The sequence below is a fragment of the Sandarakinorhabdus sp. genome (assembly GCF_051860625.1).
In the GTDB taxonomy this organism is placed as follows: domain Bacteria; phylum Pseudomonadota; class Alphaproteobacteria; order Sphingomonadales; family Sphingomonadaceae; genus Sandarakinorhabdus.
The window spans coordinates 121,370-135,179 of the sequence record NZ_JBHYDQ010000008.1 but is presented as its reverse complement, the minus strand read 5'-3'; the positions used below and the strand labels follow the sequence as shown (position 1 = coordinate 135,179).

The window sequence follows — 13,810 nt, the reverse complement described above, 5'->3', positions numbered from 1 at the left end:
TGTCCCCCGTTCAAAGGCCGATCGCGGCCTTGTAGGTTTCCAGCAGGGCTTCGGCTTCCTGCCGGGCCGCGGCTTCCATTTTCCGCAGGCGCACCAAGGCCTTCATCGTCTTGGGGTCAAAGCCGGTCGCCTTGGCTTCTGCATAGACATCCTTGATATCGTCAGCGATGCCCTTCTTCTCTTCCTCCAGCGTTTCGATGCGCTCGATATATTGGCGCAGTTGCGTGGCGGAGACATTCTCTTCGGTCATGCTGGTCCCTGTCTGAATTCGGTCCCAGGGGGTTACCGAACCGCCTCGTTCTTCGCCAGCGATTCGGCCATGCGGTCGAGCTGTTCCTGGGTTGCCGGCTGCTGGTGCAGCGCCTTCCACTCGGCCTGGGTCATGCCATAGACATGGGTGCGGCCATCGTCCTTCGACAGCACAAGGCCCTGTTTTTCGGCCTCCTCGTGCAACCAGTCGCCCAGGCAGTTGCGGCAGAAGCCGGTGTGGCCCATCAGATCGATGTTCTGCACATCGCTGCGCTGCGCAAGGTGCAGCATGAGGCGCCGGAAGGCCGCCGCCTCCACCCGGTCGCGGGTTGCATCATCAGCAAATATCGTCATGGCTTTGGCACTCTCCGGTCGCATATCGCTGATACTCTGATTATCGTGCCAGCGATGGATGACAGGCGCACGATGAACGGTCTTTTTCAACCCCGAAGCCGCCAGGTGAAGGTGCTCGCCACGCTGGGACCGGCGTCGAGCAGCGAGGCGATGATCGCCCGCCTGCATGCGGCCGGCGCCGATGCGTTTCGCGTCAACATGAGCCATGGCAGCCATCAAAGCCAGGGGGCGCTGATTGCCGCCGTCCGCAACGTCGAGCGGACGAGCGGCCGGCCGATTACGATCCTTGCCGATTTGCAGGGCCCCAAACTGCGGGTGGGCCGCGTGGTTGGCGGCAGTGCCGCGCTGCTGAAGGATCAGCCCTTTCGCCTTGATCGGGACGAAACGGCCGGAAACGCGATGCGCGTTCAACTGCCCCACAAGGAAATTTTTGCCGCCCTCAGCGTCGGGAATCGCCTGCTGGTCGATGATGGCAAGATCGTGCTGCGCGTCACCGCCGTATCGGCAGACGCCATCGATACCATTGTCGACGTGCCGGGCACCATCAGGGACAACAAGGGCGTCAACGTGCCGGATGTGGTGGTGCCGCTGCCGGCGTTGACGTTGAAAGACCGTGCCGATCTGGATTTTGCACTTGATGTCGGGGTGGACTGGATTGCGCTGTCGTTCGTGCAGCGCCCCGAAGATGTCGCCGAGGCCCGCCACCTGATCGGCCGCCGCGCCGCGCTGCTCGCCAAAATCGAAAAGCCGGCGGCGCTTGAGCGTCTGGAAGCGATCCTGGAGCTTGCCGATGCGGTGATGGTGGCGCGCGGCGATCTGGGGGTGGAACTGCCGCCGCAGAATGTGCCGCCGGCCCAGAAGCGCATCGTTGCCCTGGCCCGCAGCGTGGGCAAGCCGGTGGTGGTGGCCACCCAGATGCTGGAATCGATGATCACGGCACCCAGCCCGACCCGCGCCGAAGTCTCTGATGTTGCAACCGCAATTTATGATGGCGCCGATGCGGTGATGCTGTCCGCCGAAAGCGCGGCTGGCGCCTTTCCCGAAGAAGCCGTTGCCATGATGGATGCCATTGCCCGCCAGGTCGAGGCTGATCCCGGTTATGACCGCCGGGTGCATTTCACCCAGATCAGTGCCGGTCGATCAACAGCAGCGGCAATCACTGCGGCGGCGGCCGATATCAGCCGCACCATCGGGGCACGGGCGATTGCCTGCTTCACCATATCCGGATCGACCGCCGGGCGCGCCGCGCGCGAACGCCCGTCGGTGCCGGTGCTGTGCCTGACGCCCAGCCAGACAACGGCGCGGCGAATGGGGCTGGTGTGGGGCGTGCATGCCATCGTCACCCGCGATGTCGCCAATTTCGAGGATATGGTGGCCAAATCCAAGCGCATGGCGCTGCGTTCGGGGCTGGCCAAGGGCGGCGATCCGCTGGTGCTGATTGCCGGTGTGCCGTTTTCGACGCCGGGCACAACCAACGTGGTCCATGTCGTGCGGCTGATCGGCGACGAGCTCAAGAATCGTTGAGCAGGCCCAGGCTGACCAGATCGGCGACCAGCCGGTCATGATCCGAAAAATGATGCGCCACGAAGCCGTTGGCGGCAGCGGCGGCGACATTTTCGGCGCGATCGTCGATGAAGATTGCCTCGCGAGGTGCCAGGCCGAAGCGGCGCAGCGCCAGTTGGTAGATGGCCGGGTCGGGCTTGGTCAGCCGTTCGTCACCCGACACGATGATATCCTGAAAATGATCGAACAGCGGCGCTGTCGCGCGGAAGGCCGGCCAGAAATCGCCAGAGAAATTCGTGATGCCATACAAGGGGATGCCGCGCGCTGTCAGCCGATCCACGAGCGCTGCCATGCCTGGCACCAGGCCAGTCACCGTCTCGTTGAAACGGGGGCCGAAGGCGCGAATCAAATCCGCTTCGGCCGGATATTGCGCAATCAGTTCGGCCGAGGTTTCCGCGAACGGCCGCCCGGCATCATGCTGGAAATGCCATTCCGGCGTGACGACATGGCTGCAGAACCAGTCCAGCCGCGCCGGATCGTCGATCAGCTTGGCGTAGAGCGCGCGAATATCCCAGCCATAGAGGACATTGCCGACATCAAACACAACCGATTTCAACGACATGGCTGCACCACCCACAAACGACAACACCCCCGCCAAACGGCAGGGGTGCATCGATCAACCGGTGCGCCGCCCGCAAGCGGCGACGAGCTTCAGCCCTGGCGGGCCTTGAAGCGACGGTTGGTCTTGTTGATCACATAGGTGCGGCCGTGGCGGCGCACGATCTGGCAATCACGATGGCGAGCCTTCAGGCTCTTGAGGCTGTTGCGAACCTTCATGGCAAATTCCGGTGCTGGATCAGGGATGTGAAAATGGAATGGAGGCGTTATGGGAGGGCCGGCGCTTTGTCAACCACGCTGGTTGCGCTGCCGCCCCGGCCATGCGACCACATACTCATGAAACCTATCCTTCTGATGGCGTTGCCGATTGCTTTGCTGGCGGGCTGCGTCACTGGCCCGTCGAAGGTGGAGGTGACGCGCTTTCACCTGTCGCAACCCCTGGCGGGCTCGACGATCACGATAGGCCCGGCTGAGGCGATGATTGGCGACAGCCTGGCCTTCCAGGCCGACGCCGATGCAGTGGCGGCCGAGCTGGCGCGGGCCGGGTTTCAGCCGGTGCCGACCGGGCAGCCGGCGGTGCTGACCGCGACCATCCGGCTGGAGCGCAGCAGCAGCGAGCAACCGGCCAGATCGGGCCTTTCGGTGGGCTTTGGTGGCGGGTTCGGGGGCCGCCGTGGTGGGGTTTCGTCCGGAATGAGTGTTCCGGTGACCAAAACCACGCAGATCGTGTCCAATGCTGTCCTCACCCTCCAGATCCGGCGCGGCGGTGACCCGAACGTGATCTGGGAAGGCCGCGCCGCCACGTCTGGCACAATGCAGGACGCGACCGCGGCCCGCCTCGCCCGTGCCTTGCTGGCCGGCTTTCCCGGCCCCAGCGGCCAGACCGTGATTGTGAAGCCTGCACCATGATTCGCATCGATTCGAATTTCGATTCCGGCAATATCCACGTCGAGCGCATCATCGGGCCGCACGAGATCGTGCTCAGCATCCGCAAGGACGCGCACAGCGATTTCTATCAATGGTTTCATTTCCGCCTGTCTGGCGCGCGCGGGCAGCGCTGCGTGATCCGCATCATCGATCTGAATGGCAGCGCCTATCCCGGCGGCTGGCCCGGCTATCGCGCGGCCATGTCGGAGGATCGCCAGACCTGGCGCCGGGCCGAGACGGAATTCGACCCGAAATCCGCAAACGGCACGTTGACCATCACGATCACGCCGTCCGTGGATCAGCTCTGGTTCGCCTATTTCGCGCCGTACTCGCTGGAGCGGCATCATGATCTGATCGCACGCATCGCCACGCGGCCCGGCGTGGCAGCCGATGTGCTTGGCCACAGCCTGGATGGCCGCGCCATTGATCGGCTGGTGATCGGCGATGGCCCGCGCAAGGTCTGGCTCTATGCCCGCCAGCATCCGGGCGAATCGATGGCGGAATGGTGGATGGAGGGTGCTCTCGAACGCCTGACCGACCCGGCTGACCCGGTGGCGCGCAAGTTACGACAATTGGCGACGTTTCACATCGTGCCCAACATGAACCCGGACGGCTCAGTGCGTGGCCATTTGCGCACCAACGCCGCCGGCGTGAACCTGAACCGCGAATGGGCGGCGCCATCGGCCGACAAATCGCCGGAAGTGCTGTGTGTGCTGGGTGCCATGCAACAGACCGGCTGCGACATCGCGATGGATGTGCATGGCGACGAGGCCATCCCGCAGGTGTTCATCGCCGGCTTTGATGGCATCCCGTCGATCACCGAAAAACAGCTTGCGCTGCTCAATGGCTACAAGGCGCGGTTGGCGCGGATTTCGCCGGATTTCCAGACCGCCAGGGGTTACCCGCGCGCGCGGCCCGGCACGGCCAATCTGGCGATGAGCACCAATCAGCTTGCCGAGCGCTTCGGCTGCCTCGCCATGACGCTGGAAATGCCATTCAAGGATAATGATGATCTGCCCTGCGCCGAATATGGCTGGTCGCCGGAGCGGAGCAAGCTGCTGGGCCGCGATTGTCTGGCGGCCATTCTCGAGACATTGGGATACCTTGGCTGATTGATGGGGTGACGGCCCCTGCCCGCCCCCATATCCTGCCGGCCAAACGGGAGGACCACCCAATGACCTACAGCCACATCAATTTCGAGACCGAGAACGGCATCGCCACGCTGACCATCAACCGGCCGCAGGTGATGAACGCCCTGCATGTCGGGGTGATCGAGGAGATGATCGACGCGGTGGACCGTGTGCGCGATGAAGGCACGGCACGGGTGCTGGTGCTCACCGGCACTGGCCGCGCCTTTTGCTCCGGCGCCGATCTGGCGGGTGGCGGTGCTGGTGGTGGGGCGAAACGATCGGGCCCGCCGGATGCCGGTTCGGTGCTCGAATCGCATTTCAATCCGCTGCTGGAGCGGCTGTTTGCGCTGCCGGTGCCGTTCATCACCTCGGTCAATGGTCCGGCCGCGGGCGCTGGCTGCTCCTATGCGCTGGCGGGCGACATCGTGATCGCGGGGCGGTCGGCGTATTTCCTGCAGGCGTTTGTCAATATCGGGCTGGTGCCCGATGTCGGTTCGACCTGGATGCTGCCGCGGATGGTCGGGCGGGCGCGGGCGCAGGCGATGATGATGCTGGGCGAGCGGATTTCGGCCGAGACCGCGCTGGATTGGGGCATGGTCTACAAGGTGGTGGATGATGCGGAGCTGGCAACCGCCACCGCCGCTGTCGCGCAGAAACTCGCCGCCGGGCCGACACAGTCCTATGCGCTGATCCGCGCCGGGATTCGCGAGTGCCTGGACAAGTCGCTGAGCGAGGGGCTGATGGTCGAGCGCCGCAACCAGTTGCTGGCCGGGCGCAGTGCGGATTTCGTCGAAGGCGTGAGTGCGTTTCTGCAGAAGCGGCCGGCGGCGTTTACGGGGAAGTGACCACTGCTCCCCTCCCCTTCAGGGGAGGGGTTGGGGGTGGGGAATGCATTTGCACGCCCGCACTCGGCATGAGGCGCACGGCGTCCAAACCACTTTCATTCCGAGTTTTGCCTCGCGGCACGTCCCCACCCCCGACCCCTCCCCTGAAGGGGAGGGGAGAAGATGTTAGTCCATCACCAGCACCGGTTTAACCACGCGCCCGGCGGCCATGTCCGCGACCGCCTCGTTGATCGCGTCCAGCGGATATTCGGTCACCAGTGGCGCGTGATTGAAGCGGCCGGCGGTGTGGCGTCCGATCAGCCAGGGGATGAAGGTCTGCGGATCGGCATCGCCCTCAACCGCGCCCTTCAACGACCGGCCACCCAGCAGCGTGTTGGGATTGAAGCTGATTTCGGTGCCCGGTGCGGTTACGGCCAGCATTGCCATCTCGCCGCGGCTGGCCAGCGCCTCCAGCCCGGCACGCACCACCGCCGACACGCCGGTGGTATCGACAATGCGATCGATGCCAGTGGCGCAGATGGCACGGATGGCAGCCGTCACATCCTGACCGTCGGCGAGGATGGTGTGCGTGGCGCCCAGAGTGCGCGCCAGATCGAGCCGCGCCGCCACCCGGTCCACCGCGATGATGCTGTGGCAACCACGGTCCACCGCCGCCAGCATCGCCGCCAGGCCAACCGAACCGGCGCCCATCACCACGAAGCTGTGGCCGGCCTGCACATCCAGTGTGTTGTAGGCGGTGCCCGCGCCGGTCTGCAGGCCGCAGCCAAACGGCGCCAGCAGCGCGAACGGCACGTCAGCCTCCACCTTCACCGTGTTGCGCGCGTACGCAATGGCGTGGGTGGCAAAACTGGATTGGCCGAAAAAGCCGCCATAGACCGCCGCGTCGCCCTGCGCGAATGGCGCACGGCCATCAGACAATACACCGGCATAGTTCAACATCATGAAATTGCTGCAATATTGCGGATGATCATGGCCGCAATTGTTGCACGCACCGCAACTGGCGTAGCTGAGGACCACGCGGTCGCCCGGCGCCACATTGGTCACACCAGCCCCCACCGCCTCGACAATACCTGCGCCTTCATGGCCCAGCACCTGCGGCAGCGGCGTGCCTTGTTCGTAACGCTGCACGCCGACATCGGTGAAACAGATACCGCACGCCGCCAGCTTGACCCGCAACTGCCCCGGCCCCGGATCGGCGAGTTCCAGCGTTTCCAGGCGGTAAGGCCCGCCGCGTTCCCGCAGCACGGCAGCGGTGGTGGTGGTCGGCATGGCTTGTCTCCTGAAGCGCAGGTCCAAGCATCGCGCCGCGCGGACGCTTTGGCCAGCCAGCATAAGGGGCAGTGCGCTAAGTTGCTGTTGCTGTGCTTGCCGCTGTGGCTGCCGCTGTTCAGCGCGGCTTGACCCCGCGCTCCCGCCCGTTCAATTACGGGCACGATGGACAAGCAAGCCGCACCCCCGCCGAGCTTCGAGGCTGCGTTGAAGCGCCTCGAAGATATCGTGCGCCAACTGGAATCTGGCGAACTCAGCCTGGATGCCTCGATCAGCCTGTATGAAGAGGGCCAGAGCCTGAAGCGCCTGTGCGAGGCACGGCTGGCCGATGCCCGCATGCGCATCGAGCAAATCCAGCAAAGCGCCGCCGGTGAAGCCGCCGGCACCCGCCCTTTTGATGCCCAGTAAAGGCGCTGTTGCGATGGTCCCCGCTCCGTTGATGCTGAAACCGGCGCTTGATGCCATGGGAAAGGCCATCGACCAGCGCTTCGACAAGCTGCTGGCAGTGCCATCCGACAGCCGCGCCCGGCTTTATGAAGCGATGCGCTATGCGGCCATGGGCGGGGGCAAGCGCATGCGGCCATTGCTGGTGGTGGCAGCGTGCGACTTGTTCCAAGTGGACCGGGAACGTGCGCTGCGCGTGGCACTGGCGATCGAATGTATCCATGTCTACAGCCTGATTCACGATGATCTGCCCTGCATGGACGATGATGATCTGCGTCACGGCAAGCCGACCGTTCACCTGGCCTTCGACGAAGCCACGGCGGTGCTGGCCGGCGATTGCCTGCATGATCTGGCGTTTGAAATTCTGGCCGACCCGGCCACCCACGACGACCCGGTCGCCCGTCTGGAACTGATCACCCAATTGGCGTTGCAGTCGGGCCCGGCGGGCATGGCGGGCGGGCAGATGATGGATCTGGTGGCCGGCGACGTGAAATATGATCTGGCCGGCATCACCCGGTTGCAGCAGTTGAAGACCGGCGCACTGATTGTCTGGTGCCTGGAGGCCGGCGCGATCATGGGCCGCGCCAGCGAAGCCGAGAAGAAGAGCCTGCGTGGCTATGCCCGCGATCTGGGGCTGGCGTTCCAGATTGCCGATGATCTGCTCGATGTCGAAGGCACGTCGGCCAAGACCGGCAAGGCGGTGCAGAAGGATGCCGCCGCCGGCAAGGCGACATTCGTGTCGCTGCTCGGGCTGGAACGTGCCCGCGATCAGGCATCGGCGCTGATCGATCAGGCCATCGGCCAATTGTCCGGCTTTGGCCCGGAGGCGGATCTGCTGCGCGCGATCGCGCGTTTTGCCGTCGAGCGTGACCGGTAAGGAGCCACACCCAATGACTGCTTTGGCACCCCGCATCGGCGTCTATCCCGGCACCTTCGATCCCATCACCCTGGGACACATGGACATCATCCGGCGCGGCGCCCGGCTGGTGGATCGGCTGGTGATCGGTGTGGCCACCAACCCTTCCAAATCGCCGATGTTCACCCTGGCCGAACGCAAGGCGCAGATCATGCGCGAGACGGCCGATATTCCCAATGTGGAAGTCGCCGAATTCGATGAGCTGCTGATGTCGTTTGCCGAGCGCCTGGGCGCTACGGTGATCGTGCGCGGCCTGCGCGGCGCTGGCGATTTTGAGTATGAATTCCAGATGACGGGCATGAACCGGGCCCTGAACGACGATATCGAGCAGGTGTTTCTGATGGCCGATGTCGCCCTGCAACCAATCGCTTCACGTCTGGTCAAGGAAATCGCTGTCTATGGTGGCGACATCCACAAGTTCGTGCCGAGCGCCGTGGCCACCGATGTGGAGGCCCGCGTCCGGCAGACCGGGATGAAGGGCCAGTGATGCGATTGACCATATTGTTTGCGGTGAGCCTGCTGGGCGCGAGCAGCGCGCTGGCACAGCAGGCGCCGCGCGTTGACCCCAAGGATCTGAAGGCGCCGCCCAAGTTGCCGGAAATGGCGGCGCCGTCGGGCCTGCAGGGCATGATCGACCAGGTGAGCGAGGAGAATATCCTGGTGCTCGATCTGTCATCGGGCGGCCGCGTGCGCATCATCATGCGCCCCGATGTGGCACCCAAGCATATCGAGCGCATCCGCACGCTGGTGCGCGAAGGATTTTACGACGGCACGGTGTTCCACCGGGTGATCGATGGCTTCATGGCGCAGGGCGGCGATCCGACCGCGACAGGCACGGGCGGGTCAAAGCTTGAGGATCTGAAGGCCGAATTCAACGATCTGCCGCATGTTCGCGGCGCGGTCGCCATGGCGCGCGCGCAGAGCGAAGACAGCGCCAACAGCCAATTCTATATCGTGCTGATGCCGACGCTGAAGCTGGATCGCAACTACACGGTGTGGGGCCGAGTGGTGGACGGCATGAAATGGGTGGACGGCATCGAAAAAGGTGAACCGCCTGACAATCCGACCCGGATCGTCAAGGCGAGCATCGCGGCCGACAAGGTGCCACCGCCCGATTTCGCGGCGTTGAAGCCGGCAGCGACTCCGATCCCGGCGGGGGCGCTGAATTTCCCGCCGCCGACATCCGGGCCGGCGCCTGGGGCTTCAGGACCGCAGCCGCCGCGCTAAGGCATTTTCTTTCACCGCCAAAGGGCTGTTCCCCCGATGCTGGTTTCCGATTTCGATTTCGATTTGCCACCCGAATGCATTGCGCTGCGGCCGGTGAACCCGCGTGATGCGGCGCGGCTGCTTTGTGTCAGCGGGCGTGATGCCGGCGTGCTGGGCGACCATGGGTTTCTCGATCTGCCGCGCTTGCTGCGTGCCGGCGATGTGCTGGTGGTGAACGACACCCGCGTGATCCCGGCGCAGTTATTTGCCCGCAAGGGCGATGCGACCATCGGGGTGACGCTGCACAAGCGCGAGGCGGCCAATCGCTGGTGGAGTTTCGTGAAGAACGCGCGGCGGCTGCGGGACGGCGATGTGATCGATTTTGGCCAGGGCAGCGTGGTGCTGGCTGGCACGGTGATCGAAAAGACCGGCGACGGCGTACTCTGGCAGTTCGACACCGATGGCGCGCCGCTGGAGACGGCGCTGCATGGCGTGGGGCAGATGCCGCTGCCACCCTATATCGCGCGGCGCCGCGGCATCGATGCGGCCGATCTGACGGATTATCAAACGCTGCATGCAGCGAAAGACGGCGCAGTGGCGGCACCGACGGCGGGCCTGCATTTCACCCCGCGGCTGTGGGACGCGCTGGCTGCCGCCGGGGTGGGGCGCGAGACGGTGACGCTGCATGTCGGTGCCGGCACGTTCCTGCCGGTGAAGGCGGAGCGGCTGGCAGACCACCAGATGCATGCCGAATGGGGCAGCATCGATGCCGCGACGGCCGCGCGATTGAACGCGGCACGCGCGGCGGGGGGGCGGGTGATTCCGGTGGGCACCACATCGCTGCGGCTGCTGGAATCGGCGGCCGGCGATGATGGCGTGATCCGGGCGTTTACCGGGGACACAGCGATCTTCATCCACCCCGGTTATCGCTGGCGGGCCGTCGATGGCCTGGTGACGAACTTCCATTTGCCGAAATCGACCCTGTTCATGCTGGTCAGTGCCATGATGGGGCTGGAGGTGATGCGCAACGCGTACGCCCATGCCATCGCCAGCGGCTATCGCTTCTACAGCTATGGCGACGGCAGCCTGTTGCTGCCCTGAGCGCATGCCGGCATAGCAGGGCCATGAGTGTAGCCTTCACCAAGGAATCCGACGCCGAAGCGGTCGCCGCCAATCTGCCCGACCGGCCGATCCCGGCCCATGCCAATCTGGTGACGCCGCGCGGGCTGGCGCAGATCGATGCGGAACTGAATGCGGCACGTGCCGCCTATGCCGAGGCACAGGCCGGGGACGCGATCAGCGCCGATCGCACCGCCATGGCGCGCGCCACCCGCGATCTGCGTTACTGGTCGGCCCGGCGCGCGTCGGCGCAGGTCATCGAGGAGCAGCCCGCCGGCGAAACGGTGGTGTTCGGCAACAGGGTCAGCTTCGAACGCAAGGATGGCCGCGTCCAATGCTATGCCATCGTCGGCGATGACGAGGCCGATCCCGCGGCCGGCCCAGAGGCAGCCAGTGTCAGCTATGTCTCGCCGCTGGCGCGCGCGCTGATCGGCAAGAGCATCGGCGATGTGGTGATGCTGGCCGGCCAGCCGGTGGAGATCATCGCCATCGCCTGACGCGAAATCCGGCGTTGCGTGGCCGCCCGCGACGTTTCAGAACGAAGCGAAGCCTTGGGGAGCTTGGGGGGGAGACGGACAATCGCGATTTCGGCAGGCATGTTGGCGGCACCGCGCAAGCGCACCCCGCTCTATGCGCAACTTTATGTGCAGGTGCTGGTGGCGATCGTGGCCGGCGGGTTGATCGGCCATTTCGCGCCGGATACCGGCGTGGCGCTGAAACCGCTGGGCGATGCCTTCATCAAATTGGTCAAGATGATCATCGCGCCGGTGATTTTCCTGACCATCGTGTCGGGCATCGCCGGCATGCAGAATCTGGGCAGCGTCGGGCGCGTGGCGGGCAAGGCCTTTGCCTATTTCCTGTTTTTCTCGACCATCGCGCTGATCATCGGGCTGGTGGTGGCCAATGTCGTGCAGCCCGGCGCCGGCATGAACATCGATCCGGCGACGCTGGAGACCGGCGCCGTCGATGATTATGTGAAGAAGGCCAAGGACCAGACCATCACCGCTTTCCTGACCGGGATCATTCCGGAAACGGTGGTGGGGGCGTTCGTCGATGGCAATCTGCTGCAGGTGCTGTTCTTCGCGATCAGCTTCGGCATCGCGCTGGCCAGCGCCGGTGAGGCGGCGCGGCCGGTGGTGCGCTTGTTCAATGCGCTGGGCGCCGGGTTTTTCAGGCTGGTGGCGATCTTCATGCGCGCCGCGCCGATCGGGGCATTCGGGGCATTCGCCTTCACCATCGGCCGTTATGGCATCGGATCGATTGCCAATCTCGCGGCGCTGGTCGCCACTTTCTATCTGACGTCGCTGCTGTTCGTGATCGTGGTGTTGGGGCTGGTGGCGCGCGGGGCGGGTTTTTCGATCTTCACGCTGCTGCGATACCTCAAGGCGGAATTGCTGCTGGTCTTGGGCACATCCAGTTCCGAGTCCGCGCTGCCCAGCCTGATGGAGAAGATGGAGCGCGCCGGCTGCCCGCGGCCGATCGTGGGCCTGGTGGTGCCCACCGGCTACAGCTTCAATCTGGACGGCACCAACATCTACATGACGCTGGCGGCGCTGTTCATCGCGCAGGCCACCGGCATCAATCTCAGCCTGGGCGAACAGGCGCTGTTGCTGGGGGTGGCGATGCTGAGCAGCAAGGGCGCCGCGGGCGTGACCGGCGCCGGGTTCATCACGCTGGCGGCCACACTGTCGATCGTGCCCAGCGTGCCGATTGCCGGCATGGCGCTGATATTGGGCATCGATCGCTTCATGTCGGAATGCCGGGCGCTGACCAATTTCATCGGCAATGCGGTGGCGACCATCGTGGTGTCGCGCTGGGAAGGCGCGATCGACGAAGCGCGCTTTGCTGCCGTGTTCCGCGATCATGATTTCGGGCCAATGGTGGCTGTGCCGGGGCCGGAGGCCGATACCGACTAAGCGCTGATCGCCCAGTTGGCGAGCAGCAGGAAGGCGGTGCCGCCGATGGTGGCATGCGCCAGCAACGCCGGACCGATGATGTCGGGCCGCGGCTTGGCCATGATGCCGGCAAACAGCCCGGAGACAACGGCGAGGCCGAGCAGGACCAGCGCAATCTTCACATCGTCGCCCAACGGCGCGGTGCCGCGATTCAGCTTGCTGACCAGCATCACCACCTCCAGCCCGCCGAAGCCGGTCAGAAAATGGATGGCCTGGATGGCCTTTGGCGGGCGTTTGCTGCTGAGGAAATACCAGCCCAGCACCAGGCCCAGCGCCACGGTGGTGCCATAGATGATGACCGGCAACCAGATCTGCATATACCCCCCTCCCCGTTGTCCAATCTTAAGCCACGCAAACGCAGCTTGCTAGGCTGCCGGCCGCAGCACCAGCCACATGCGATAGTCACCGGCCTGGGTCAGCGCGCCGGGCTGGCGCATGATGGCCTGGCTGACGATTTCGGTGGCGACGGGTGACAAGACGATGCTGCCCGGCAACGGCGTGAGGGCGGTGATGCGGCCGACACTATCGGCCGTGACGGCAAATTCGACGCGCACGCCTTCTGGGGGCAGCGGCAGCGCGGCGACATCGCGGGCCAGCCGTTGCTGGATGCCGCCCCAGGCCGGGCCAGGACGCGCCAAGGGCAGATCGGAAGCGCTGGCCGGAAATGACTGCGGCGGGCACGGGCTGGCGCGGCGGCTGACCACCACCGGCCACATCCAACCCAGCCGCCACCTGAGCGTCATGCAGCCGCCCACCATATAATCATCATAGCTGCCCGACGTGCTGGCCAGCCCGCCGACGCCGTGGGTGGTGGTGCCGCTGTCGCCCGGCACTGGCGAGGTCACCACGCGATATTCCCTGCGCCCGCGCCGGCCGCGGCTGATGTATTTGCTGGTCACGTTCAGAACGGCCTCGCGCACTGGCCCCGGTGACAGCGCCGCATTGCCGAGATGCACCATCGTGATCGCCACCAGCATGCCGGCTAAGATCGCCAGGATCAGCCCGCCGATACCGGACTTGCCGGCCGCCATCTGATCCGCCTGCGCCGCGCGCCAGAACGGCATGCTGCCCAATATGCCAAGCACCGCTGCCGCCAGGGACGCCCATTCCCAACCCTGCGCCAGTGGCTCCGGCCAGGCAAACAATATAGCCGCCACTGCGATTCCCGCCGCGCCATAAAGCGGCCAGACGGATGACGAGACGCGGACCATGGCGGGAATGTAACGATCCGCCATGGCCCCGCAAGTCCACGTGCGACGCATTTGCCGGGGGCGC

At 65.1% G+C, this 13,810-nt stretch carries 18 protein-coding genes; 11 read left to right on the top strand and 7 right to left on the bottom strand.

The genetic code is table 11. The features are described from left to right. Positions 1–10: 10 nt before the first annotated feature. Positions 11–250, bottom strand: coding sequence for a DUF2312 domain-containing protein (locus tag ACTIEZ_RS09540; RefSeq protein WP_439546440.1), 240 nt, complete (start codon positions 248–250; stop codon positions 11–13). 32 nt (positions 251–282) lie between these two features. Next, positions 283–603 carry a DUF1244 domain-containing protein gene (locus ACTIEZ_RS09535; RefSeq protein WP_439546439.1) on the bottom strand — a complete coding sequence of 107 codons (321 nt, stop codon included), beginning with the start codon at positions 601–603 and terminating at the stop codon, positions 283–285. 72 nt (positions 604–675) lie between these two features. Between ACTIEZ_RS09535 and pyk the strand changes: the two genes are divergently transcribed. Next, positions 676–2,127, top strand: coding sequence for a pyruvate kinase (pyk, locus tag ACTIEZ_RS09530; protein ID WP_439546438.1), 1,452 nt, complete (start codon positions 676–678; stop codon positions 2,125–2,127). On the opposite strand, the gene ACTIEZ_RS09525 is transcribed toward pyk, so the two are convergent. Both ACTIEZ_RS09525 and ykgO read right to left on the bottom strand, forming a co-directional pair. Next, positions 2,114–2,728 (bottom strand): HAD family hydrolase, encoded by a 615-nt coding sequence (locus tag ACTIEZ_RS09525; protein WP_439546437.1) that lies wholly within the window; start codon positions 2,726–2,728, stop codon positions 2,114–2,116. The genes pyk and ACTIEZ_RS09525 overlap by 14 nt on opposite strands. Before the next feature lie 89 nt (positions 2,729–2,817). Beyond that, entirely contained in the window at positions 2,818–2,943 is a 126-nt protein-coding gene (gene ykgO / locus ACTIEZ_RS09520) for a type B 50S ribosomal protein L36 (protein WP_439546436.1), read from the bottom strand. A 117-nt stretch (positions 2,944–3,060) separates the two neighbouring features. On the opposite strand from ykgO, the gene ACTIEZ_RS09515 reads away from it, so the two are divergent. The 3 genes from ACTIEZ_RS09515 (at position 3,061) to ACTIEZ_RS09505 (ending at position 5,626) form a co-directional block, all read left to right on the top strand. Next, complete coding sequence (locus tag ACTIEZ_RS09515; protein WP_439546435.1) at positions 3,061–3,633, top strand: DUF4136 domain-containing protein; 573 nt, start codon at positions 3,061–3,063, stop codon at positions 3,631–3,633. Further along, positions 3,630–4,763 carry a M14 family metallopeptidase gene (locus ACTIEZ_RS09510; RefSeq protein WP_439546434.1) on the top strand — a complete coding sequence of 378 codons (1,134 nt, stop codon included), beginning with the start codon at positions 3,630–3,632 and terminating at the stop codon, positions 4,761–4,763. The genes ACTIEZ_RS09515 and ACTIEZ_RS09510 overlap by 4 nt, the downstream gene beginning before the upstream one ends. Positions 4,764–4,825: 62 nt before the next feature. Then, complete coding sequence (locus ACTIEZ_RS09505) at positions 4,826–5,626, top strand: enoyl-CoA hydratase-related protein (RefSeq protein WP_439546433.1); 801 nt, start codon at positions 4,826–4,828, stop codon at positions 5,624–5,626. A 165-nt stretch (positions 5,627–5,791) separates the two neighbouring features. Here ACTIEZ_RS09505 and ACTIEZ_RS09500 read toward each other — a convergent pair whose 3' ends face one another. Further along, positions 5,792–6,895 (bottom strand): NAD(P)-dependent alcohol dehydrogenase, encoded by a 1,104-nt coding sequence (locus ACTIEZ_RS09500; protein WP_439546432.1) that lies wholly within the window; start codon positions 6,893–6,895, stop codon positions 5,792–5,794. Positions 6,896–7,060: 165 nt separating this feature from the next. On the opposite strand from ACTIEZ_RS09500, the gene ACTIEZ_RS09495 reads away from it, so the two are divergent. From ACTIEZ_RS09495 to ACTIEZ_RS09465, 7 genes are all read left to right on the top strand, one after another. Then, a complete protein-coding gene (locus ACTIEZ_RS09495; protein ID WP_439546431.1) occupies positions 7,061–7,303 on the top strand; it encodes an exodeoxyribonuclease VII small subunit in 243 nt (80 codons plus the stop codon). 13 nt (positions 7,304–7,316) lie between these two features. Beyond that, a complete protein-coding gene (locus ACTIEZ_RS09490; protein ID WP_439546430.1) occupies positions 7,317–8,216 on the top strand; it encodes a polyprenyl synthetase family protein in 900 nt (299 codons plus the stop codon). Between the two features lie 13 nt (positions 8,217–8,229). Beyond that, positions 8,230–8,742, top strand: coding sequence for a pantetheine-phosphate adenylyltransferase (gene coaD / locus ACTIEZ_RS09485; RefSeq protein WP_439546429.1), 513 nt, complete (start codon positions 8,230–8,232; stop codon positions 8,740–8,742). Further along, positions 8,742–9,482: a peptidylprolyl isomerase gene (locus ACTIEZ_RS09480; protein WP_439546482.1), complete on the top strand. Its 741-nt coding sequence runs from the start codon at positions 8,742–8,744 to the stop codon at positions 9,480–9,482. The genes coaD and ACTIEZ_RS09480 overlap by 1 nt, the downstream gene beginning before the upstream one ends. 36 nt (positions 9,483–9,518) lie before the next feature. Next, the gene (gene queA / locus ACTIEZ_RS09475; protein ID WP_439546428.1) at positions 9,519–10,562 is read left to right on the top strand and encodes a tRNA preQ1(34) S-adenosylmethionine ribosyltransferase-isomerase QueA; all 1,044 of its coding nucleotides are present in this window, start codon (positions 9,519–9,521) and stop codon (positions 10,560–10,562) included. Positions 10,563–10,585: 23 nt separating this feature from the next. After that, positions 10,586–11,077: a transcription elongation factor GreA gene (gene greA, locus ACTIEZ_RS09470; RefSeq protein ID WP_439546427.1), complete on the top strand. Its 492-nt coding sequence runs from the start codon at positions 10,586–10,588 to the stop codon at positions 11,075–11,077. A gap of 99 nt (positions 11,078–11,176) precedes the next feature. Next, positions 11,177–12,496 (top strand): dicarboxylate/amino acid:cation symporter, encoded by a 1,320-nt coding sequence (locus tag ACTIEZ_RS09465; RefSeq protein ID WP_439546426.1) that lies wholly within the window; start codon positions 11,177–11,179, stop codon positions 12,494–12,496. Here the strand turns inward: ACTIEZ_RS09465 and ACTIEZ_RS09460 are convergent. Both ACTIEZ_RS09460 and ACTIEZ_RS09455 read right to left on the bottom strand, forming a co-directional pair. Continuing rightward, complete coding sequence (locus ACTIEZ_RS09460) at positions 12,493–12,852, bottom strand: hypothetical protein (RefSeq protein WP_439546425.1); 360 nt, start codon at positions 12,850–12,852, stop codon at positions 12,493–12,495. The genes ACTIEZ_RS09465 and ACTIEZ_RS09460 overlap by 4 nt on opposite strands. A 48-nt stretch (positions 12,853–12,900) precedes the next feature. Then, complete coding sequence (locus ACTIEZ_RS09455) at positions 12,901–13,770, bottom strand: hypothetical protein (protein WP_439546424.1); 870 nt, start codon at positions 13,768–13,770, stop codon at positions 12,901–12,903. Positions 13,771–13,810 lie beyond the last annotated feature (40 nt).

What these genes read in the sequence shown, in the direction of transcription:
- ACTIEZ_RS09540 (WP_439546440.1), bottom strand. Translation starts at nt 250, where the DNA reads ATGACCGAAGAGAATGTCTCCGCCACGCAACTGCGCCAATATATCGAG.
- ACTIEZ_RS09535 (WP_439546439.1), bottom strand. Translation starts at nt 603, where the DNA reads ATGACGATATTTGCTGATGATGCAACCCGCGACCGGGTGGAGGCGGCG.
- pyk (WP_439546438.1), top strand. Translation starts at nt 676, where the DNA reads ATGAACGGTCTTTTTCAACCCCGAAGCCGCCAGGTGAAGGTGCTCGCC.
- ACTIEZ_RS09525 (WP_439546437.1), bottom strand. Translation starts at nt 2,728, where the DNA reads ATGTCGTTGAAATCGGTTGTGTTTGATGTCGGCAATGTCCTCTATGGC.
- ykgO (WP_439546436.1), bottom strand. Translation starts at nt 2,943, where the DNA reads ATGAAGGTTCGCAACAGCCTCAAGAGCCTGAAGGCTCGCCATCGTGAT.
- ACTIEZ_RS09515 (WP_439546435.1), top strand. Translation starts at nt 3,061, where the DNA reads ATGAAACCTATCCTTCTGATGGCGTTGCCGATTGCTTTGCTGGCGGGC.
- ACTIEZ_RS09510 (WP_439546434.1), top strand. Translation starts at nt 3,630, where the DNA reads ATGATTCGCATCGATTCGAATTTCGATTCCGGCAATATCCACGTCGAG.
- ACTIEZ_RS09505 (WP_439546433.1), top strand. Translation starts at nt 4,826, where the DNA reads ATGACCTACAGCCACATCAATTTCGAGACCGAGAACGGCATCGCCACG.
- ACTIEZ_RS09500 (WP_439546432.1), bottom strand. Translation starts at nt 6,895, where the DNA reads ATGCCGACCACCACCACCGCTGCCGTGCTGCGGGAACGCGGCGGGCCT.
- ACTIEZ_RS09495 (WP_439546431.1), top strand. Translation starts at nt 7,061, where the DNA reads ATGGACAAGCAAGCCGCACCCCCGCCGAGCTTCGAGGCTGCGTTGAAG.
- ACTIEZ_RS09490 (WP_439546430.1), top strand. Translation starts at nt 7,317, where the DNA reads ATGGTCCCCGCTCCGTTGATGCTGAAACCGGCGCTTGATGCCATGGGA.
- coaD (WP_439546429.1), top strand. Translation starts at nt 8,230, where the DNA reads ATGACTGCTTTGGCACCCCGCATCGGCGTCTATCCCGGCACCTTCGAT.
- ACTIEZ_RS09480 (WP_439546482.1), top strand. Translation starts at nt 8,742, where the DNA reads ATGCGATTGACCATATTGTTTGCGGTGAGCCTGCTGGGCGCGAGCAGC.
- queA (WP_439546428.1), top strand. Translation starts at nt 9,519, where the DNA reads ATGCTGGTTTCCGATTTCGATTTCGATTTGCCACCCGAATGCATTGCG.
- greA (WP_439546427.1), top strand. Translation starts at nt 10,586, where the DNA reads ATGAGTGTAGCCTTCACCAAGGAATCCGACGCCGAAGCGGTCGCCGCC.
- ACTIEZ_RS09465 (WP_439546426.1), top strand. Translation starts at nt 11,177, where the DNA reads ATGTTGGCGGCACCGCGCAAGCGCACCCCGCTCTATGCGCAACTTTAT.
- ACTIEZ_RS09460 (WP_439546425.1), bottom strand. Translation starts at nt 12,852, where the DNA reads ATGCAGATCTGGTTGCCGGTCATCATCTATGGCACCACCGTGGCGCTG.
- ACTIEZ_RS09455 (WP_439546424.1), bottom strand. Translation starts at nt 13,770, where the DNA reads ATGGCGGATCGTTACATTCCCGCCATGGTCCGCGTCTCGTCATCCGTC.